At 64.1% G+C, this 20,431-nt stretch carries 16 protein-coding genes and 1 pseudogene; 9 read left to right on the forward strand and 8 right to left on the reverse strand.

Annotated features, from left to right (window positions below; translation table 11 throughout):
* Positions 1–96: 96 nt before the first annotated feature.
* Entirely contained in the window at positions 97–1,686 is a 1,590-nt protein-coding gene (locus ACKLLE_RS23830; protein ID WP_420059243.1) for a sensor domain-containing diguanylate cyclase, read from the reverse strand.
* A gap of 250 nt (positions 1,687–1,936) precedes the next feature.
* Here ACKLLE_RS23830 and ACKLLE_RS23835 point away from each other — a divergent pair, with 250 nt between their 5' ends.
* Positions 1,937–4,516: a sensor domain-containing protein gene (locus ACKLLE_RS23835; protein WP_420059244.1), complete on the forward strand. Its 2,580-nt coding sequence runs from the start codon at positions 1,937–1,939 to the stop codon at positions 4,514–4,516.
* Between the two features lie 58 nt (positions 4,517–4,574).
* On the opposite strand, the gene ACKLLE_RS23840 is transcribed toward ACKLLE_RS23835, so the two are convergent.
* The 4 genes from ACKLLE_RS23840 to ACKLLE_RS23855 form a co-directional block, all read right to left on the reverse strand.
* Positions 4,575–5,819, reverse strand: a complete 1,245-nt coding sequence (locus tag ACKLLE_RS23840; RefSeq protein ID WP_420059245.1) for an OprD family porin — start codon at positions 5,817–5,819, stop codon at positions 4,575–4,577.
* A 29-nt stretch (positions 5,820–5,848) separates the two neighbouring features.
* Positions 5,849–7,507: a cation acetate symporter gene (locus ACKLLE_RS23845; RefSeq protein ID WP_420059246.1), complete on the reverse strand. Its 1,659-nt coding sequence runs from the start codon at positions 7,505–7,507 to the stop codon at positions 5,849–5,851.
* Positions 7,504–7,830: a DUF485 domain-containing protein gene (locus ACKLLE_RS23850; RefSeq protein WP_420059247.1), complete on the reverse strand. Its 327-nt coding sequence runs from the start codon at positions 7,828–7,830 to the stop codon at positions 7,504–7,506. The genes ACKLLE_RS23845 and ACKLLE_RS23850 overlap by 4 nt, the downstream gene beginning before the upstream one ends.
* A gap of 490 nt (positions 7,831–8,320) precedes the next feature.
* The gene (locus ACKLLE_RS23855; RefSeq protein WP_420059248.1) at positions 8,321–9,235 is read right to left on the reverse strand and encodes a LysR family transcriptional regulator; all 915 of its coding nucleotides are present in this window, start codon (positions 9,233–9,235) and stop codon (positions 8,321–8,323) included.
* Positions 9,236–9,363: 128 nt separating this feature from the next.
* Between ACKLLE_RS23855 and lysA the strand changes: the two genes are divergently transcribed.
* Positions 9,364–10,581 (forward strand): diaminopimelate decarboxylase, encoded by a 1,218-nt coding sequence (gene lysA, locus ACKLLE_RS23860; protein WP_420059249.1) that lies wholly within the window; start codon positions 9,364–9,366, stop codon positions 10,579–10,581.
* A 127-nt stretch (positions 10,582–10,708) separates the two neighbouring features.
* On the opposite strand, the pseudogene ACKLLE_RS23865 reads toward lysA, so the two are convergent.
* Positions 10,709–10,837, reverse strand: a pseudogene (locus tag ACKLLE_RS23865) (cysteine hydrolase); the annotation flags it as partial.
* A 401-nt stretch (positions 10,838–11,238) separates the two neighbouring features.
* Complete coding sequence (locus tag ACKLLE_RS23870) at positions 11,239–12,117, reverse strand: LysR substrate-binding domain-containing protein (RefSeq protein ID WP_420059250.1); 879 nt, start codon at positions 12,115–12,117, stop codon at positions 11,239–11,241.
* A 132-nt stretch (positions 12,118–12,249) separates the two neighbouring features.
* On the opposite strand from ACKLLE_RS23870, the gene ACKLLE_RS23875 reads away from it, so the two are divergent.
* The 4 genes from ACKLLE_RS23875 to ACKLLE_RS23890 all read left to right on the forward strand — a co-directional run bounded on the left by ACKLLE_RS23875 (position 12,250) and on the right by ACKLLE_RS23890 (position 15,109).
* Entirely contained in the window at positions 12,250–12,864 is a 615-nt protein-coding gene (locus ACKLLE_RS23875; RefSeq protein ID WP_420059251.1) for a DUF998 domain-containing protein, read from the forward strand.
* Positions 12,865–12,941: 77 nt separating this feature from the next.
* Positions 12,942–14,090: an acetyltransferase domain-containing protein gene (locus ACKLLE_RS23880; RefSeq protein ID WP_420059252.1), complete on the forward strand. Its 1,149-nt coding sequence runs from the start codon at positions 12,942–12,944 to the stop codon at positions 14,088–14,090.
* 465 nt (positions 14,091–14,555) lie between these two features.
* Positions 14,556–14,846, forward strand: a complete 291-nt coding sequence (locus ACKLLE_RS23885) for a hypothetical protein (protein WP_420059253.1) — start codon at positions 14,556–14,558, stop codon at positions 14,844–14,846.
* A 74-nt stretch (positions 14,847–14,920) separates the two neighbouring features.
* Entirely contained in the window at positions 14,921–15,109 is a 189-nt protein-coding gene (locus ACKLLE_RS23890) for a hypothetical protein (RefSeq protein WP_420059254.1), read from the forward strand.
* A gap of 270 nt (positions 15,110–15,379) precedes the next feature.
* On the opposite strand, the gene ACKLLE_RS23895 is transcribed toward ACKLLE_RS23890, so the two are convergent.
* Positions 15,380–16,165: a sulfite exporter TauE/SafE family protein gene (locus tag ACKLLE_RS23895; RefSeq protein WP_420059255.1), complete on the reverse strand. Its 786-nt coding sequence runs from the start codon at positions 16,163–16,165 to the stop codon at positions 15,380–15,382.
* Between the two features lie 390 nt (positions 16,166–16,555).
* Between ACKLLE_RS23895 and kdpF the strand changes: the two genes are divergently transcribed.
* From kdpF to kdpB, 3 genes are read left to right on the forward strand one after another with little or no spacing between them, the layout of a single operon-like run.
* Positions 16,556–16,645 (forward strand): K(+)-transporting ATPase subunit F, encoded by a 90-nt coding sequence (gene kdpF, locus ACKLLE_RS23900; protein ID WP_420059256.1) that lies wholly within the window; start codon positions 16,556–16,558, stop codon positions 16,643–16,645.
* Between the two features lie 9 nt (positions 16,646–16,654).
* Positions 16,655–18,364 carry a potassium-transporting ATPase subunit KdpA gene (gene kdpA / locus ACKLLE_RS23905; protein ID WP_420059257.1) on the forward strand — a complete coding sequence of 570 codons (1,710 nt, stop codon included), beginning with the start codon at positions 16,655–16,657 and terminating at the stop codon, positions 18,362–18,364.
* The gene (gene kdpB / locus ACKLLE_RS23910; RefSeq protein ID WP_420059258.1) at positions 18,361–20,415 is read left to right on the forward strand and encodes a potassium-transporting ATPase subunit KdpB; all 2,055 of its coding nucleotides are present in this window, start codon (positions 18,361–18,363) and stop codon (positions 20,413–20,415) included. The genes kdpA and kdpB overlap by 4 nt, the downstream gene beginning before the upstream one ends.
* Positions 20,416–20,431: the final 16 nt, after the last annotated feature.

A 20,431-nucleotide genomic window follows, 5' to 3' on the forward strand; every position in this document is an offset into this window, starting at 1 on the left:
TTCTGGTGGTCTCAAGGGCCTCATCGCTGGCAAGCCAGCTCCCACAGTGACCCTGTGGGAGCTGGCTTGCCAGCGATGAGGCCATCAGCAACACCATCAAGCCGAAGATTTGACCCCATCTTCCAACGCCACACAAATCCGGTTCCGGCCCTCCTGCTTGGCCCGATACAACTGCTCATCCGCCACTTCGAACACCCTGGCCGCGTTCTCCGAGTGCAGTGGCCAGACCGCCACGCCCATGGATACGGTCATGTGCCCGATGGTTTCGAACGTCGTTTCCTCCACCACGCTGCGCAACCGCTCGGCCACCCGCGCCGCGGCTTCCGGCGTGGCCCCCGGCAGCAGCATGAAGAATTCCTCGCCTCCCGAGCGGCACACCACGTCGTTGTCCCGCGAGCAGCCGCGCATCAGCTCGGCCAGTGCCTGTAGCACTTCGTCGCCCACGGCATGCCCGAAGCGGTCGTTGACCTGCTTGAAGTGATCGATATCGATCGCCACCACGGCGAACGGGCGTTTTTCCGCCTGCCACAAGGTTACCGCCAGGTCCAGGCCGCGGCGGTTGCGCAGGCCGGTCAGCGGGTCGGTCTGGATATCGTGGTTGAGTTTGCCCAGGCGCTCGTGCAGCAGGTTCAGCCCGATCAGCAAGGCGCGCTTGAGCTCCGAGGACTCGAAATACCAGGAGCGCACGCCCTGGATATGCGTACTGGTTTCCGGCTCGCTGAGGCGATGCGCGCCGGCGGCCAGTTGCTTGAGCGGCTGGGCGATGATCCGCGAGAACCACCAGATCAGGATGAAACTGACGATGGCCAGCGGCACGGTCTTGGCGAACATGCTCAACAGCAGGTCGTTGAGGCCCTCCAGGGTCGCCTCGGTGGAGCGCTGCGCGACGATGCCCCAGTGCGCCGAGGGCACCGTGGCGAAGCCGGCCAGCATGTCCTGGCCTTTGCTGTTGATCACCCGCTGGGTCCCGCTCTGGCGATAGGCGAGGCTGTCGATCAGGCTGTTGGCGCCGACGATGGTGCCGACCCGGTCGGCGTCCGGGTGGTACAGCAGGCGCCGGTTGGCATCGACCACATAGAGGTAGGAACCGTTCTTGTAGTAATGCTCGCCAAGCAGTTCGTTGAGGATGCTCTTGTGCTTGAGGTAGATGCTTCCGCCCACCAGGCCCAGGTAGTTGCCGCCGCGATCGAACACCGGGTGGGAAACGAAGATGATCAGGTTATTGGTCGAGGAGATGTAGGGGCTGGAGATCAGCGGCTTGCGCTCGCGCAGCGCGGCGGCCGCGCCTTCGGACTGCAGCTTGCGCCCGACGATCTGCAGGGTGTCGGGGGAGGTGGACAGCACCACGCCCTGGGCATTGGTGACGATCACCGAGTTGAACGTGTTGGTCTGCAGCCGCAGGCGCGCCGCTTCGGCATCGAGAAAGGCGATATCGTCGAAATCCCGGGCCAGCAGATTGGCCGCGTAGGCCAGTTGCTGCTGTGAGGCTTGCAGGTAGGTTTCGGTACTGGAGGCCAGCTTCGACGCGTAGGCCAGGTTGGCCTCCAGGGCGTTATCGATCAGCAGCTGGTACTGCACGCGATAGCTGGCATGAAAGCTGTTGAGCAGGGTGACCAGCGCCGTGAGCAGCGTCAGCAGCAGAATGAGGCTGCGCAGGTCCCAGCGGAAGAACGTCTTGAACGGCACCGAAGCCCCCTTGCTTCTGATCACCTGGAATGGGTGCGCCAAGGGTAAAGCGACTTTCCCTCGATAGCCACAACGCGGGTAAGGCGATGGGCTGTCGGTCACGGTGATGGACCCGCGACTGGCGGCAGTAATATCATGGAGCTATCAATACGTGTGCCATGGAGGCGAGACCCGTTGATCCCCGGCTATCACCTGGCACCGGCTTCCCCTACCACCCGGTCGCCCGGCGCCGGAATCCATTGAGTAGAAGATGACGCCTCAGGACAACCGTTCCATCGAATTGTCGCTGGCTCAACTGGCCGCCCTGGACCGGGTGATGGCAATCGCCGAATTCACCCCGGACGGCACCTTGCTGCGGGCCAACGAAAACTTCCTGATGCTGATGGGCTACACGCTGGAACAGGTCACCGGTCGCCATCACCGCACGTTCTGCTCGGCCAAGCAGGTGCAGAGCGCCGACTATGCCGATTTCTGGCCGCGCCTGCGCGATGGCGGCGGCAGTTCCGGGATTGTCGAGCGGATCCGCAGCGACGGCCGCAGTTGCTGGCTCGAAGCGACCTACACCCCGGTGTTCGACGGCCAGGGCGAACTGACCCAGATCCTCAAGATCGCCACCGACATCACCCCGCGCCTGGCCTTGGAACGCATGCAGCAAGAGCGCCTGCGCATGCTGTCGCTGGTGGCCGACGCCAGCGATACGGCGGTGATGATCAGCGACAGCCAGCGCCGCATCGCCTACACCAACGCCGGCTTCGGGCGCATGTTCGGCTGGCAGGCCGAGGAGATCAAAGGGCGCAGCCCCATGGCCCTGCTGGTGCCGGAAAAGGACGAGCAAAGCATCGCCGAGTACTACGCCGAGCTGTACGCCGCCGGATCGATGCAGCGCGAAGAGATCGTCGTCGGCAAGCACGGGCAACGCTACTGGGCCAAGGTCGTGAGCAACCCGGTGTTCGATGCCGGCGGCCATCTGCAGCACACCGTGACCCTGTTCACCGATATCACCCAGGCCAAGATGCACGAGGCCCTGCAACACCGGGTGCTCGAAGCCATGGCCCGGGAACAGCCGTTGACCGAAGTGCTGGAGCTGATTTGCCTGGAAGTGGAACGCATCGCCCCGGAGCTGGCCGCCTCGATCCTGCGGGTCGACGACGAGGGGCAGTTGCATTCGCTGGCTGCGCCGAGCCTTCCGGGGGAATACAGCCGCCAGCTCAATGGCGTGCGCATCGGCCCGACGGTCGGGTCCTGCGGGACGTCGGCGTGGCGCAACGAAGCGGTACTGGTCGATGACATCCACAGCGATCCGCTGTGGGCCGACTACCAGGACCTGGCCAGCCAGCTGGGCTTTCGCAGTTGCTGGTCGACGCCGATCCGCAACAGCCAGGGCGCGGCCATCGGCACCTTCGCCTTCTATTTCCGTGAACCGCGCAACGTCGCTTCGGCGTTGTTCCACCAGCGCCTCGTGGACGCCTGTGCGCACCTGTGTTCCCTGGCCCTGGAGCGTGAGAACTCGCGCCAGCGGATCCGCCAGCTGGCCTATTACGACGCCCTCACCGGATTGCCCAACCGCAGCCTGCTGCAGGCCAAGGCCGACCAGGCGATCGCCAGCGCGGACCGCAATAACGAGCAGGTCGCGGTGCTGTTCATCGACCTCGATCGCTTCAAGCAGGTCAACGACTCCCTCGGCCATCCGGCCGGCGACGAACTGCTGCGCCAGGTGGCGAAGCGGATGCGCAGCGAACTGCGTGCCTCCGATATCGCCGGGCGGCTATCGGGCGATGAATTCGTGGTGATCCTGCCGCAATGCGACGGCGACCATGCCGCCGATGCGGTGGAGCGCATCCAGCTGCTGCTCAGCGAACCGCTGACCATTGCCCAGACCCACCTGGCGATTTCCGCCAGCGTCGGCGTGGCCATGTATCCCGCCGATGGCTGCGATGTCGAAACCTTGCTGCACCGCGCCGACATGGCCATGTACCAGGCCAAGAGCAGTGGTCGCGGCTGCTTCAGCTTCTTCAGCAGCGAGCTGAACAAGCTCGCCCAGGAGCGCCTGGCCCTGGAAAACGCCCTGCGCGAGGCCTTGCAGAAAGACCAGTTGCGCCTGCATTACCAGCCGCAGGTGGAAATGGCCACTGGCCGTCTGTACGGCGTGGAAGCCTTGGCACGCTGGACCCATCCGCAACTGGGCGAGATCTCCCCGGCGCGTTTCATTCCACTGGCGGAAGAGTGCGGACTGGTCGCCGACCTGGGGCGCTGGGCACTGCGCGAGGCGTGCCGGCAGTTGTCCGAATGGCGTGCCCGGGGCCTGGCGGTTCCGGCGGTGGCGGTAAACCTGTCGCCGACCAGTTTCCATAACCTCGACCTGCCACGGATGATCGCCGATACCTTGCGCAGCCATGACCTGGCCCCGGCGGACCTGACCCTGGAACTGACCGAGAACATCCTGCTGGACACCAACCCGAGCACCATGAAGACCATCGACGAGGTACATGCCCAAGGGGTGCGCCTGTCGATGGATGACTTCGGCACCGGGTATTCCAGCCTGAGCTACCTGCGGCGCCTGCCGGTGTCGGAGCTCAAGCTCGATCGCAGTTTCGTCGCCGACATCGAAACCGATGAAGCGGCCCGGGCCTTGAGCAACGCGATCCTCGGCATCGGCCGCAGCCTGCACCTGACGGTGGTGGCGGAGGGCATCGAGACCGAATCGCAGAGCATCTGGCTGGAGAAGCAGGGTTACCCGGTTGCGCAGGGCTATCTGTTCTCGCCACCGCTGGCGCCTGATGCGCTGGCCCGGTGGCTGGAGGAGCGGGTGGTGGTGATGGGGGAGGCTTAAGTCTTGGGGTGACTTTCAGGGCCTCATCGCTGGCAAGCCAGCGATGAGGCCCTGAGGATCACCAGAGCGCCAAGGTGTAACTCATGATCAAGCGGTTCTCGTCCAGATCATTGCCGAAGTGGCTGGAACGCACCGTCGCATTCCTCCATTTCACCCCAAGGTTCTTCAGCGGTCCGCTCTGGATCACATAGCCGATATCCATATCCCGCTCCCATTCCTTGCCGTCCGGTCGTCCTGCACCGAGGTCGATCGCGTCGCCACTCAGGTAGCGGGTCATGAAGGTCAGCCCGGGAATCCCGACGCTGGCGAAATTGAAGTCATAGCGCGCCTGCCAGGAACGCTCGTCCTTGTTGGCGAAGTCGCCGATCTGCACGAAGTTCACCAGGTACGCGTCGGCGCCATTGATGTAGGCGAAGCCGGTGTCGCCGCTCATGCGCTGGTAACCCAGGCCGAAGGCATTGCCGCCGATGCCGTAGGTGAACATCGCGCCCAGGGCCTTGTTGTCGACATTGCTGGCGCCGTCATCCAGCGAGCGGGCAAAGCGCAGGTCGCTCTTCAACGTCTGCCCGCCGCCCAGCGCCCAGGTGTGGCCGAGGCCGAGCATGTGCTGGCGATACAGGTGCTCGAGTTCGCCGTAGCTGTAGCTGGTGCTCAGGCTGTCGGTCCACTTGTAGTTGAGGTGGCCGAAGTTGAAGCGGTCGCTGGCATTGGAGCGGGTAACGATGCCCTTCGCCGCTCCGGTGGTGAGGCTGATGTCCTCGTAGTCCTGGGAGTCGCGCTGGTTGACCTGGCGCAACTGGCCGAGGTCGACGCTCAGGTTGCTGATTTCCTGAACCGTGAGCTGCCCACCTTCGAACACCTGTGGCAGCAGGCGCGAATCGTTGGACATGAGTACCGGCAACTTGGGAATCAACGTACCGAGTTTGAGCACGCTGTTGGACGCGCGGACCTTGGCGGTCAGGCCGAGGTCGCCATAGCTGTCCTGGGCACGCCTGGGCGCTTCGCGGTCACGCTGCAGCAGGCCGCTGCCGGCGCGGTCCGGGCTGGAGTCGAGCTTGAGGCCGAGCAGGCCGATGGCATCGACGCCGAAACCCAGGGTGCCCTCGGTAAAGCCGGATTCGTAGCGCAGCAGGAAGCCCTGGGCCCATTCGTCGATCTTCGACTGCGCGGCGCCGTCCTGGCGGAAGTCGCGGTTGAAGTAGAAGTTGCGCATTTCCAGGCTGGCCTTGCTGTCGTCGACAAAGGCGGCCTGGGCCTGGCAGCAGAGGAGGGCGAGGGCCAGCGGGGTAAGGGTGCGGTACATGCTTGGGATCTCTTGTTGTTGTTATGGAATCAGTGACTGGACGCGGCAGCGGCACCGAGGCCGGTCTGGGCGCGGACGAACTGGTCGTCGAAGGACTCGCGTTCACGGGCCGCGCGAGCGCTGTTGTCGAGCAGCGAGACGACCACGGTGACCAGGAACGCCAGCGGCATGGAGAACAGCGCCGGATGGTCGTAGGGGTAGATGGCCTGGGCGTTGCCCAGCACGGCGATCCACACCACCGGCGACAGGATCACCAGCACCAGCGCGCTGACCAGCCCGGTAAAGCCACCGGCCAGGGCGCCGCGGGTGGTCAGGCCTTTCCAGTACATGGCCATGATCAGCACGGGGAAGTTGGTCGAGGCGGCGATGCCGAAGGTCAGGCCGACAAGGAAGGCGATGTTCTGGTTCTCGAACAGCAGGCCCAGGCAGATCGCGACCAGGCCAAGGCCTACGGTGGCGAAGCGGGTCACGCGCATTTCCTGTTGCTCGGTCGCGCGGCCTTTCTTCAGCACTGTGGCGTACAGGTCATGGGAAATCGCCGAGGCCCCGGCCAGGGCCAGTCCGGAGACCACCGCCAGGATGGTGGCGAACGCCACTGCCGAGAGGAAACCGAGGAACAGGTTGCCGCCCACCGCCTTGGCCAGGTGCATGGCGACCATGTTGCCGCCGCCGATCAGCGCCGCCTTCACATCGCCACCGACGAAGAACTGCGGGTCGGTGCCGACGATGACGATGGCGGCATAGCCGAGGACCATCACCACCAGGAAGAAGAAACCGATGAAACCGGTCGCGTAGAACACCGATTTGCGCGCCTCCTTGGCGTTAGGCACGGTGAAGAAGCGCATCAGGATATGCGGCAGCCCGGCGATGCCGAACACCAGGCCGAGGGACAGCGAGGCGGCGTTGATCGGATCAGCCAGCATCGAGCCGGGGCCCATGATGTTCCAGCCCGTGGCATGGGCCTGGACCGCGCGGGCAGCCAGGGTTTCGAAGCTGAAGCCGAATTCGGCCATCGCCAGCAGCGCCAGGGTGGTGCCGCCGACAAGCAGCAGCACGGCCTTGATGATCTGCACCCAGGTGGTGGCGATCATCCCGCCGAAGATCACGTAGACCAGCATCAGCACGCCCACCACCATCACCGCCGTGCGGTAGTCGAGGCCGAACAGCAGCTTGATCAATTGCCCCGCACCGACCATCTGCACCACCAGGTAGCAGCACACCACCGTCAGCGAGCCGAAGGCGGCGAAGGTGCGGATGCGGGTCTGGTCGAGGCGGTAGGAGACGATGTCGGCGAAGGTGAAGCGCCCGAGGTTGCGCAAGCGCTCGGCCATCAGGAAGGTGATGATCGGCCAGCCGACGAAGAATGCCACGGTGTAGATGAAACCGTCGTACCCCTTGGCGAAGACCAGGCTGGACAGGCCCAGCAGCGTGGCGGCGGACATATAGTCACCGGCAATCGCCAGGCCGTTCTGGAAACCGCTGATACCGCCGCCTGCGGTGTAGAAGTCCGAGGTCGACCGGGTTTGCCGCGCGGCCCACCAGGTGATCGCCAGGGTACCCAGGACGAAGACAAAGAACATGCCGATGGCATGCAGGTTGACCGGCTGTTTTTCCGCGACCATCGGCGCGGCGAGGGCGAGCGTCGGGGCCAGCAGAAGGGCGCCGAGGCAAAGCAGGTAGCGGCTCATTTCAGTTCCTCCAGCAGTTGGCTGCTCATGGCGTCGAAGCGGGTATTGGCGCTGCGCACGTACCAGCCGGTGAGCAGCCAGGACAGCACGATCAGCGCTACCGCCAGTGGAATGCCGAGGGTCAGCTGGCGGCCCTCGGCCAAGGGTGCATGCAGCCAGTGCGGCTGGAAGGCCACCACCGCCATGAACAGGTAGTAGGCGCCCAGTACGGCGGCGCTGAGGGACCAGGACAGGCGCGAGCGCTCGCGTACCAGTCGCTGGAATTTCGGATTGGCGCGAATCCGCGCGCAGCGTTGGGCATGGGACAGATCGGTGCTGCTCATGGGTGGTGCTCCTTGGTTTTTCTTATGGTTGTGGTCCGGCACTTTTTTCGGCGTGCAGGTGGTCGTGGCGGCGGGCAGGGCCCGTCACCGGATTCGCGGATGAAATGCGGCTGGCGCGTCTAGGCGCCGGGGATAGGTGTTCGGAAGAGGGAGGGAGGACGGCTGGCGATGGAATGAGGAATCGACATGTGTGGCACCCGGCGGCTGATTGTTAGCTCTTGATGGTTGCTGCCTCCCTGTCGAGGGGAGGCTCCGGGGGAGTTATATAACAGTCTTGAGTTTTTATGGAAGTAATACCTGCTATATATAGTATTTGCACTATATTTAATTTGGATTTTATTGGGGTTTTTAGCCAAGGTGAGGCTGCTTAATGGATTAGTTACCAGATGGTCGGTTGCTGCTGATGGCCCTATCGCTGGCAAGCCAGCTCCCACAGTGTCCGCGGCGCTGCCGAACCTTGTGGGAGCTGGCGATGAGGCCAACACGGCCCTCAGCCAACCTCCGCCAACCGCGCCATCACGATTCCAGCTTCTTCCCGCAACGCCGCGCAAAACGCCTCCACAAACCCCGAAGACGCCCGGAACTCCGGCCGCACCAGCATCACCCGATACGGGATCGACACCTCCAGCCGTCGCACCTGCAAGCCTCGTCCGGCCTCGCGCAGCGCGCTCAGCGGATTGATGATCGCCACCCCCAGCCCCTCGCGGACCATGGCGCACACCGACGCGGCATTGGTCGTCTCGATCACCGTATGCCGCTCGACCCCGGCCTGGCGGAACTGCTCGTCCAGTTGCTGACGATAGATATCCCGCCCGGCCAGGTTGATAAAGGCCACGCCCTGGAAGTTCGTCACTGCCAGGCGCTGGCGCTCCAGCAACCCATGGCCGTCGGGCAGCACGCAGAGCATATCGGCGCTGAACAGCAATTCACCCCGGGTTCCACGCGGCACCTGCTCACCCTCGGTCAACCCCAGGTCATGGCGCTGGGCGCTGAGGGATTCCTCCAGCAATGGCGACTCCTGGGCGCTGATGCACAGCCCGACGCCGGCATGTTCGCGCTGGAACTGCTTGCACACCCGGGGCAGCAGGGTCTGGGAAAACAGCGGCAGGCAGGTCAGGTCCAGTTGCCCGTGCTCGAAGCGACGCATCGACTCCACGATGCTGTTGATCCGCTCCAGCCCGACATAGGAGCGTTCCACTTCCTCCAGCAGCATCAGCGCCTGGGCGGTAGGCAGCAGGCGCCCGCCCTGGCGGTCGAACAACTTCAGGCCGCTGAGGTTCTCCAGCCGCGCCAGCTCTCGGCTAACGGTCGGCTGCGAGGTAAACAGCAGGCGCGCGGCTCCGGTGACACTGCCGGCCAGCATGATGGCGCGGAAGACTTCGATATGGCGGACGGAAAGGGGCATGGCGGCGAGTCTGTTCGAAGAAAAGGGTCATATCAGAACTGAATGATCCGACAAAGAATAGATATTTTTCTGAATGGCTGCCGTTCGGCATCATGGCGATCTTTCCAATCCGCAGGATGTTTCCCGCAATGACCACGCCATCCGCCCTGGCCGCCGCCGCGCAGCAATTCCCCACGCCGTTCTGGACCTACGACGCCGCCGAGATCCGCGAGCGCATCACGCGCCTGGACTGCTTCGATGTGGTCCGCTTCGCCCAGAAGGCCTGCTCCAACCTGCATATCCTGCGCCTGATGCGCGAGCATGGCGTACGCGTCGATGCGGTGTCCCTCGGCGAGCTGGAGCGCGCGCTGCTGGCCGGCTACAGCCCGGAAGGCGACCCGGCGGGCGTGGTCCTGACCTGCGACCTGCTGGACCAGCCAACCCTGGCCCGTGTCGTCGAGCTCAAGGTCGAGGTCAACTGCGGTTCCATCGACATGCTCCGCCAGTTGGGCGAGCGCTCGCCGGGCCACCGCGTCTGGCTGCGCATCAACCCGGGCTTTGGCTATGGCCACAGCCGCAAGACCAACACTGGCGGGGAAAACAGCAAGCACGGTATCTGGCATGACGAAGTGGGTGACGCCCTGGCGGTGATCCGCCAATGCGGCCTGCACCTGGTCGGTATCCACATGCACATCGGTTCTGGCGTGGACTATGGCCACCTGGCCCAGGTCGGCGGGGCGATGGTCGCCACCATCAAGTCGCTGGACCACGATATCGAGGCGTTCTCCATCGGTGGTGGCCTGTCCACGCCGTACCGCGACGGCGATGTGGCGGTGGATGTGCAGCGCTACGCCAGCACCTGGCAGCAGGCGCGGGAAGAGATTGAGGCGTTCCTTGCTCATCCGGTGCGCATGGAGATCGAACCGGGGCGTTTCCTGGTGGCCGAGTCGGGTCGCCTGGTGACCGAGGTGCGGGCGGTGAAGCGGGCGGGCAGCCGCCAGTTCGTGTTGGTGGATGCCGGTTTCAACGACCTGATGCGTCCGGCCATGTATGGCGCGTACCACCATATGAGCGTGCTGGACGCCGCGGGCCGTGCCGAAGTGGAATGCGTGGTGGGTGGGCCGTTGTGCGAGTCCGGCGATGTCTTCACCCAGGACGACCAGGGCCTGGTCCCGCGCCTGCTGCCGCAGCCGCAGGTGGGTGATCTGCTGGTGATGCATGACACCGGGGCCTATGGCGCGTCGATGTCGTCCAACTACAACAGCCGGCCGCTGCTGGCCGAGGTGCTGCTGGATGGCGCCGAGGTGAAGCTGATTCGCCGGGCGCAGCCGCTGGCTGATCTGCTGGCGCTGGAGCAGGGTTTGTAATTCAGGATCTTCATTGCTGCTGATGGCCCTATCGCTGGCAAGCCAGCTCCCACAGGCTGCGAGCACACCGCCGAACCTTGTGGGAGCCGGCGTTGCCGGCGATGAGGCCGTCAGCAACGGCACAAAATCAGAATACCCACTCCCGCGCCGTCACCACCCGACAAAACGCCCCCGTCAACGTCCCGTTGTGATGCGCCACGATCGCCTCGGCGCTCAACCCCGGCGTATCCGAACAGCTATGCCCATCCGTCACCAGCGATGGCGAGGTGAAGGCAACCCTCAGCTCACAGCTTAGTAGGCGGGGTACCTGATATTTCTGTCAGGTATGGGAAACGTGTGCCGGCCATAGACTGGCTTCGCGCATTTCGGCGTTGAAGAACGAGCCGGGGTTGCGCTGCAGCCTGGCGGCGCGTAACGAGGATATCTTCGAAGTCGACTTCTCGCTGGATAACCTCCCGCCCCACAAATACGTTCCGGACCGTTTCGACAAGGAGCGCAACAACTCGGGGTCCGGCCCTGGCGAAGTTCCGCTGCCAGGCTGGAATCTGCGGGCCGGTCATTCGTCGTGGAACTGCCGAGTGGTTTCTACGAGTTGTACGGGCAACTGTAGGCGCTGGGGGCGCTGGCCTCCTGCTTTACCAGCGGCGCGGACCTGATTCATCCGGGCTGCTGGCCTTTGCCTGTTTCCCCGAGCAACCACTCCCTGAAGTTCTCCAGCGCCGCCGATGTTTCACCTGGCCGGCTGACCAGCACATAACGTTCGCCCAACGCCGCTACCGCCGGCCACGGGGCACGCAAGCGGCCTTCGCGCAGATCTTCTTCCACATACAGGCGCGGTACCAGCGCCACGCCCATGCCGGCGCGGGCGGCGTCGATCAGCAGGGAGAAGCGGTCATAGCGCGGGCCTGTTGCAGGCTGCGGCAGTTCGATACCACTGTGCCGTGCGTACGCCGCCCATTGCTCGCCGTCCTCGTGCTTGTGCAACAGCGTCAACCCGGCCGGCGGGCGCTCCGCCAGGTCCGGATGACAGACGGCAAGCAGCGGCGCCCGGAACAGGGCCTCGATCTGCATCCCGCTCCATGCCGGGTGCTCGACGTTGATCGCGGCGTGCAGTTCGCTCTCCGCCAGGGCGAAGGGCTCGGTGCGCTCGCGCAGGTTGATGCGGACCTGTGGGTGCAATTGGTGAAAGCGTGCCATGCGTGGAATCAGCCAGCGGCTGGCAAAGGTCGGGATCACGCCGATTTCCAAGGGTGCATCGACCCGGGCATCGGCCTGCAACTGGCGGGTCCGGCGCTCGATCATGTCCAGCGCTTCGCGCATTTCGGCGGCATAGCGTGCGCCAAGATCGGACAGTTCGACGCGATTGCCCACCCGGTGGAAAAGACGCACGCCGACCTGGTCTTCCAGCTTGGCGATCTGTCGGCTGATGGCGCCTTCGGTGAGGGAAAGCTCCTGGGCGGCGCGAGCAAAGCTCTGATGGCGGGCTGCGGCTTCGAGGGCGAGCAGGGCGGTGGTACCGGGGAGACGTCGTGTCACGGCAGATGCAGTCCTTGCGCGGGGGGCGACAGGATGACGCATGGGCAAGCTGCCTTGCAAAATTTTCGGTAACGATTGCACGGGCGCGATCATTAGCATGCCCCATCCAACAACAACGGAGCCAAGCGGGTGATGAGGACGATCGATCGGGTATTGCTGGGGGCCGGACTGCTGGTGCCGTTCTGGCTGTTTTTCGGGGTGTTGATTACTGCCAGCCAGTTTCCGGGGTACAGCCATATCGACCTGGCCATGAGTCAGTTGGGGGCGGTGGATGCGCCGACTCATGATGTTTCACCCTGGGTGAACAACCTGCCGCTGGGGGTGCTGTTCGTGTTGTGCGGTATGGGGTTGTTTCGGCGGTTCGAGGGATCGCGGCTGGCCTGGATCGCCGCGCTGCTGGTTATCGTGCATGGCCTGGCCAGCATGAGTGCCGGCTATTTCCCCTGCGATCAGGGCTGTGTGCCGGCAGAGCCTTCGTTCTCCCAGCGCATGCATAACCTGGCCGGGCTGGTGATGTTCCTCTCGCTGACCCTGGCCAGTGCGTTGTGGATTTTCCTGGGCAGGCGCTTGCTCGGTTCGCCGGGCTTTTCCCGCTTCTCGTTGCTGTGCACCGTGCTGGCGCTGGTCACTGTCGGGCTGATGGCCGCAGCGATGGAGAGTGGGCATGGCTTTGGCCTGTACCAGCGCCTCAACTATGGCATCGCGGTGATCTGGCTGGCGGTGTTGGCGTGGATGAGCTTGCGCTGACGTTGCGGCTGGCGAAACCGGAGGGCGACGTGCCATCATGTAATAACATTGCATCCGTCAACGAGTATCGATTACGCATGTCTGCCACACCTTCAACCCGTCTCCACTCGATCGACGCCCTGCGCGGCCTGGTCATTCTCTTCATGCTGCTGGATCACGTGCGCGAGACCTTCTACCTGCACATGCAGGTCAGCGATCCCATGGACGTGAGCCAGACCGACCCGGCGCTGTTCTTCAGTCGCACCCTGGCGCACCTGTGTGCGCCGGTGTTCATTCTGCTGACCGGTCTTTCGGCGTTTCTCTACGGCGAAAAACAGCAGGGCAAGGCGGCGGTGTCCAGCTTCCTGTTCAAGCGCGGGTTGTTCCTGGTGGTGCTGGAGTTCACCCTGGTCAACTTTGCCTGGACCTTCCAGTTGCCGCCGAGCGTGATCTACCTCCAGGTGATCTGGGCCATCGGCCTGAGCATGCTGGCCCTCAGCGCCTTGATCTGGCTGCCGCGGGCGCTGCTGATCGGGTTGGGTGTGGTGCTGGTGGCGGGGCATAACCTGCTCGATGGCGTGCATTTCCCGGTCGGGTCGGCGATGCATGTGCCTTGGGCGGTGCTGCATGATCGGGGCTGGATCGAAGCGGGGGAGGGGCTGCGGTTGCGTACGTCCTATCCGCTGTTGCCATGGATCGGGGTGATTGCCCTGGGCTACGGAATCGGGCCGTGGTTTGCCCGGGGCAGCGAGGCGTCGGCGCGGTGCCGGCGTTTGCTTCTGGCTGGCGCTTCGGCGTTGGCTTTGTTCCTTGTGCTGCGTCTGCTCAATGGCTACGGCGAGAAACCCTGGGCTGTCGGTGAGACGACGGTGCAGACGCTGATGAGCTTCTTCAACATCACCAAGTACCCGCCGTCGTTGCTGTTCCTGGCCTTGACCCTGGGCATCGGGCTGTTGCTGCTGGTGGCTTTCGAGCGGCGCAACGAGGGCCGGGCGGTGCGCTGGCTGGCGGTGTTCGGGGCGGCGCCGATGTTCTTCTATCTGCTGCACCTGTATGTGTTGAAGGTGCTGTATGTGCTGGCTGTGGGCGTGTTCGGGACCAACCAGGGGCCGTATTTCGGCTTCGATTCCGTCGCAGCGGTGTGGCTCGGGGCGGTGCTGCTGGCGCTGGGGTTGTATCTGCCGGTGCGCTGGTTTGCCCGGTTGAAGGCGCGGCGGCGGGATATTGCTTGGTTGAAGTATTTGTAGTTGGCAACACGGACCCTGTGGGAGCGGGTTTACCCGCGATTGCGGTAGTGAAGTCACCATAGTAATCGCGGGTGAACCCGCTCCCACAGGGTTAGCGGTGCTCGTGAGGCCTGTATAGGTGTTGCATATCGCTACGAAATTCCCACGATTTCCGACTTTTCTGTAGGCAATTTCCCAATCATACTTCCGCGCCTCGTTTGACGTTGCACTCCTGGAAATGGCTGCCTAGTCTTCGCCGGTCGCTGCTGCTTGGCGATCAGGTTTGGTCACCTGCACCTTTCTGGAACCGCTCGTCTTGAAGGACGATAGCGTCGGCTGCTGCTGTCATGGCGGCTGTGCGTGGAGCACCTTCGGGTGCGCCGGAGTGTGTTCCAGATGCCGGTTGACCAATCCGCGTACAGTCGTCACCCAATCGTTTGGTCACGTTCTGGGTGGCGGTTTCCGTCACTTTTCTGGAACGCCAACATGATCAAACCCGTACCCGATCCACCCCGCACCGCCCACACTCACTTCGCCACCTGCAATGGCACCCATCCACCGCTTTTCAGCGTCTGCGAAGGCGCCAGCATGGAAGATGTCCTCGTGCACCTGACCATGTCCCTGTCCTCGGCCTATGAAACCAACTACCAGGTCTGCGAATCGGCGAGCAAGCCGATGCAGAGTCTGGCCTGGGCGACCCAGCATTCGCTGGAGATCTGCCAGGCGTTGGTGGAGTCGTTGCTTAAGACGGCAGAGCGGAAGCAGGGAGAAGAATGATCCTTCCGAGGCCATCTCATATTGATGGCCTTTTTTGACCTGTAATCGTATCTCTAGAAAACGTTGTGCCGGAGGTGGCCCATGCCCATTACAACTTCCAAGCAAGAACCTTCTGCAATTCTGAAGGCAGACAGCTATTGGAGCCAGTTCTGGGAAGCCGGGGTCATAAGCTTGCAAGAGGCGGAAAGGCGAGCGCTGGGGTCACTACGTTTAAGAGATGCATACTGCCCCGATCCCTCGTACGCCAGGAAAGCTGCGCGTGATCCTTCCTTCTGGAGCAAGTTCTACGCGACTCGTGTCAATTGGTAGACCGCAGCGAACTGTTGAAGGCTTAGCGGCGGGGACTGACGACGCCTGTGGGAGCTGGCTTGTCGGACCGCCGAACCGCAGCGATAGCGATGGTGAATTCACTACCGCTATCGCTGGCAAGCCAGCTCCCACAGGGTCCGCGTCGCGCTTTGAATCTGTATGTAGAAACGAGAAAGGCCGCCGGGTGTGCCCGGCGGCCTTTCCTTGTTCCACTGGCGTGTCGATCAGAACGCCAACTTGTACCCAATCAAGAACAACATCCCCGCCAGGCACGGCCGCAACACCGAGTCCGAAATCTTCCCGGTCAGATGGCTGCCGAGATAGATCCCCGGCAGCGACCCCAGCAGCAGATACCCCAGCAGCGACCAGTCCATGTTGCCCATGCTCGCATGCCCCAACCCGGCGACCAGGGTCAGCGGTACGGCGTGGGCGATCTCGGTGCCGACCAGGCGCCGGGTGACCAGGAACGGGTACAGCAGGAACAGCGCCACGGTCCCGAGGGCGCCGGCGCCGATGGAGGTCAGCGACACCATCACGCCCAGCACTACACCCGTGATCACGGTCAGGGTGTTGAGGCTGCGCCCGCTCAGGTGATAGCGGTCGCCGGCATGCTTGTTGGCAAAGGCCTGGAGCCGGGATTTGAAGAGGATCGCCAGCGCCGTGAGGATCAGCACCACCGCCAGGCCCTGCTTGATGATGGCGTTGAGCGCGGCGGTGTCGGTGTTCAAGGTGCTGAGGAACCACAGGGTCGCCGCTGCCGCAGGCACGCTGCCCAGGGCCAGCCAGCCGGTAATGGCCCAGTCGATGTTTTTCTGCTTGCCATGGACCCAGACGCCACTGGCCTTGGTGATGGCGGCGTAGAGCAGGTCGGTGCCGACCGCCGTAGCAGGGTTGATGCCGAACCAGAGGAGGATCGGGGTCATCAGCGAACCGCCGCCGACGCCGGTCATGCCGACGATGAAACCTACAACCAGACCTGCAATGGTGAAACCAAACGAACCAACATCCATACGTTACCTGACACGCTCTAGATCGACGGGGCGGGCGCAGCATAACGGATGTTTTTATGCCCAAATATATTTGTATCGAATTAGCTTATAACCGATATCTATTCGTTCTATGCAGTCGAGGCTGGGTTGGTATGTGTCTGGTGCAAGCAAGGGCAAGTCAGCTCCAGGGCTTTTGATGGATATGCAGACCCTGTGGGAGGGGGTTCACCCGCGATTACGTCAGTGAATCCACCACCGCAATCGCGGGTGAACCCGCTCCCACAGGGTCCGCGTAAACCGAACGTTTTTACGAAATCTTTATGCACTGCCCCCTACACCCGTCTCGTCCCTTTACGCCCTTGCGCCAGAGAATTTTCCTACGCGGCAGCCGCCGCCGAACGGAGATTTCTCATGAGCATTCTGGACGGGGTGTCACTGCTGCTGGCAGTGGCGTTGTTGATGTACCTGATGGTCGCGCTGCTGCGCGCCGATCGCGGCTAGGGAGCGGCCATGCACAGTTACGATTACGCATTGCTCCTGGCCTTCTTCGCCCTGGTGCTGCTGCCGGCACCCTGGCTCGGGCGTTTCTACTACAAGGTGATGGAGGGCCAGCGCACCTGGCTGAGCCCGGTGCTCGGCCCGGTAGAGCGAGGCTGTTACCGGATCGCCGGGGTCGATGCCCGGCAGGAACAGAACTGGAAGCAGTACGCCCTGGCCTTGCTGGTCTTCAACCTGGCCGGCTTCCTGTTGCTCTTCGCCGTGCTGCGCCTGCAGGCCTACCTGCCGCTGAACCCGCAACACCTGCCCGGCCAGGAATGGTCGCTGGCGTTCAATACCGCGGTCAGCTTCATGACCAACACCAACTGGCAGTCCTATAGCGGCGAAGCCTCGCTCAGTTACCTGAGCCAGATGCTCGGCCTGACCGTGCAGAACTTCGTCAGCGCCGCCACCGGCCTGGCCGTGCTGGTCGCGCTGTGCCGCGGTATCGCCCGGCGCAGCGCCGGCACCCTGGGCAACTTCTGGGTGGACATGACCCGCGCCACCCTCTATGGCCTGCTGCCGCTGTGCCTGGTGCTGGCGCTGATCCTGGTGTGGCAGGGCGTGCCGCAGACCTTCAGCGATTACGTGCATGCCGTCACCCTGCAAGGCGCCGACCAGGTCATTCCCCTCGGCCCGGCCGCCAGCCAGATCGCCATCAAGCAACTGGGCACCAACGGCGGCGGTTTCTTCGGCGTCAACTCGGCCCATCCGTTCGAGAACCCGACGGCCTGGTCGAACCTGTTCGAAGTGGTGTCGATCATCCTGATCCCGGTGGCCCTGGTCTTCACCTTCGGCCATTACGTCAAGGACATGCGCCAAAGCCGGGCGATCATCGCCGGCATGCTCGCCCTGTTCCTGGTCGGCGGCGCCACTGCGCTGTGGGCCGAGTACCAGCCCAACCCGGCGCTGAGCAATCCGCAGGTCGAGCAAAGCGCGCCACTGGAAGGCAAGGAAAGCCGTTTTGGCACCACCGGCAGCGTGCTCTGGACGGTGACCACCACCGCCGCGTCCAACGGCTCGGTCAATGCCATGCACGACAGCCTCAACCCGCTGACCGGCATGGTCGCGCTGGTCAACATGATGGTCGGCGAGGTGATTTTCGGCGGCGTCGGTGCCGGGCTCTACGGCATGCTGCTGAATGTGCTGATCGCGGTGTTCCTCGCCGGCCTGATGATCGGCCGCACCCCCGAATACCTCGGCAAGAAGCTCCAGGCGCGGGAGGTGCAACTGCTGGTGGCAACCCTGCTGGTGATGCCGGTCGGCGTGCTGATCCTCGGCGCCCTGGCCACCGCGTTGCCCGGGCCGGCCGCGAGTATCAGCAACCCCGGCGCCCATGGGTTCAGCCAGTTGCTCTATGCCTACACCTCGGCCAGCGCCAACAACGGTTCGGCCTTCGCCGGCCTGGGCGCCAACACCACCTTCCATAACCTGATGATCGGCCTTGGCATGTTGATCGGGCGCTTCGGCTACATCCTCCCGGTCCTTGCCCTGGCCGGCAGCCTGGCGCTGAAGAAGACCGCACCGGTAGGGCAAGCCAGCTTCCCCACCCACGGTCCGCTGTTCGTCACCCTGCTGGTGGTCACCATCCTGCTGGTCGGTGGCCTGACCTTCCTCCCGGCGCTGGCCCTGGGCCCGATCGCCGAACACCTGAGCCTGGCCTTGCAAGGAGTCACCCCATGAACATGCCGCTTCGCGATGTGAAAACGGCACCCGCCAGCACCGCACAAACGTCCTTCGCCGCCCTGTGGCGGCCGGCGCTGGTGCAGGCGTTCGTCAAGCTCGATCCGCGTCAGCTCAAGCGCGCCCCGGTGATGCTGGTGGTGGAACTGACCGCGATCTTCACCACGCTGCTGTGCCTGCTGCCCGATAACCAGGTGCCGACCGGCGTGGCGCTGCAGATCGCCCTGTGGCTGTGGTTCACCGTGCTCTTCGCCAACTTCGCCGAAGCCCTGGCCGAGGGCCGTGGCAAGGCCCGTGCCGATAGCCTCAAGGCCGGCAGCCAGGGCCTGAGCGCACGCCGGCGCACGGCGGCGGGCAGCTTCGAAGTGGTCGCCGCCACTGCCCTGCGCAAGGGCGATGTGGTGCGGGTCGAAGCCGGCGAGATGATCCCCGGCGACGGCGAGGTGATCGAAGGTATCGCCGCGGTCAACGAGGCGGCGATTACCGGTGAATCCGCGCCGGTGATCCGCGAGTCCGGTGGCGATCGCTCGGCGGTGACCGGCAGCACGCGGCTGGTCTCCGACTGGCTGCTGGTACGCATCAGCAGCAACCCCGGCGAATCCACCCTGGACCGCATGATCGCCCTGGTGGAAGGCGCCAAGCGCCAGAAAACCCCCAACGAGATCGCCCTGGATATCCTGCTGATCGGCCTGACCCTGATCTTCCTGATCGTGGTGGTGACCCTGCAGCCGTTCGCCCATTTCGCGGGTGGTGCAATCCCTACGGTGTTCCTCGTGGCGCTGCTGGTGACGCTGATCCCCACCACCATCGGCGGCCTGCTCTCGGCCATCGGCATCGCCGGCATGGACCGCCTGGTGCGCCTCAACGTGATCGCTCGTTCCGGCCGCGCCGTGGAAGCGGCGGGCGATGTGCACGTGCTGATGCTCGACAAGACCGGCACCATCACCTTCGGCAACCGCCGTTGCAGCGCGGTGTTCGCCGCACCGGGCATTACCGCCAAGGAGCTGGGCGAGGGCGCCTTGTACGCTTCACTGGCCGACGACACCGCCGAAGGCAAGTCCATCGTCGAATACCTGCGCCAGTTGCATGACTTCGTCGAGCCGGTCGCCGGGCAGTTCCAGCCAGTGGCCTTCAGTGCCGAAACCCGCCTCTCGGGTATCGACCTCGGGCCTCGTCGTTACCGCAAGGGTGCGGTGGATTCGGTGCTGGCCTTCGTCGGCATGCAGCGCCTCGACCTGCCGCCGGCCCTGGCCCGGGAAGTGGACAAGATCGCCCAGAGCGGCGGCACGCCGTTGCTGGTCTGCGTGGACAAGCGCCTGCTCGGTGTGATCCATCTCAAGGACGTGGTCAAGCCGGGGATCCGCGAGCGCTTCGCCGAACTGCGCAAGCTGGGCATCCGCACCGTGATGGTCACAGGCGACAACCCGCTGACCGCCGCCGCCATCGCTGCCGAGGCCGGTGTGGATGATGTGCTTGCCGAAGCCACGCCAGAGAAGAAGCTGGCGCGGATCCGCCAGGAACAGGACGAAGGCCGCCTGGTCGCCATGTGCGGGGACGGTGCCAACGACGCTCCGGCCCTGGCCCAGGCGGACGTCGGCATGGCCATGAACGACGGCACCCAGGCGGCCCGCGAGGCGGCCAACATGGTCGACCTCGACAGCGACCCGACCAAGCTGCTGGACGTGGTGCAGGTGGGCAAGGAACTGCTGGTGACCCGCGGTGCGCTGACCACCTTTTCCATCGCCAACGACGTGGCCAAGTATTTCGCCATCCTGCCGGCGCTGTTCGCCGCGATCTATCCGCAGCTTGGCGTGCTCAACCTGATGCAACTGGCCAGCCCGCAGAGCGCCATTGTCTCGGCGATCGTGTTCAACGCGCTGATCATCGTCGTGCTGATTCCCCTGGCGCTGCGCGGGGTACGGGTCAAGGCCGCCAGCGCCGCCCACCTGCTGCGCCGCAACCTGCTGATCTACGGGCTGGGCGGGCTGCTGGTGCCCTTCGCCGGGATCAAGCTGATCGACCTGCTGCTCAACGCCCTGCAACTGGTGTGAATTCGAGGACATGAAC

The organism is Pseudomonas bharatica, from assembly GCF_048586865.1.
In the GTDB taxonomy this organism is placed as follows: Bacteria; Pseudomonadota; Gammaproteobacteria; order Pseudomonadales; family Pseudomonadaceae; genus Aquipseudomonas; species Aquipseudomonas bharatica.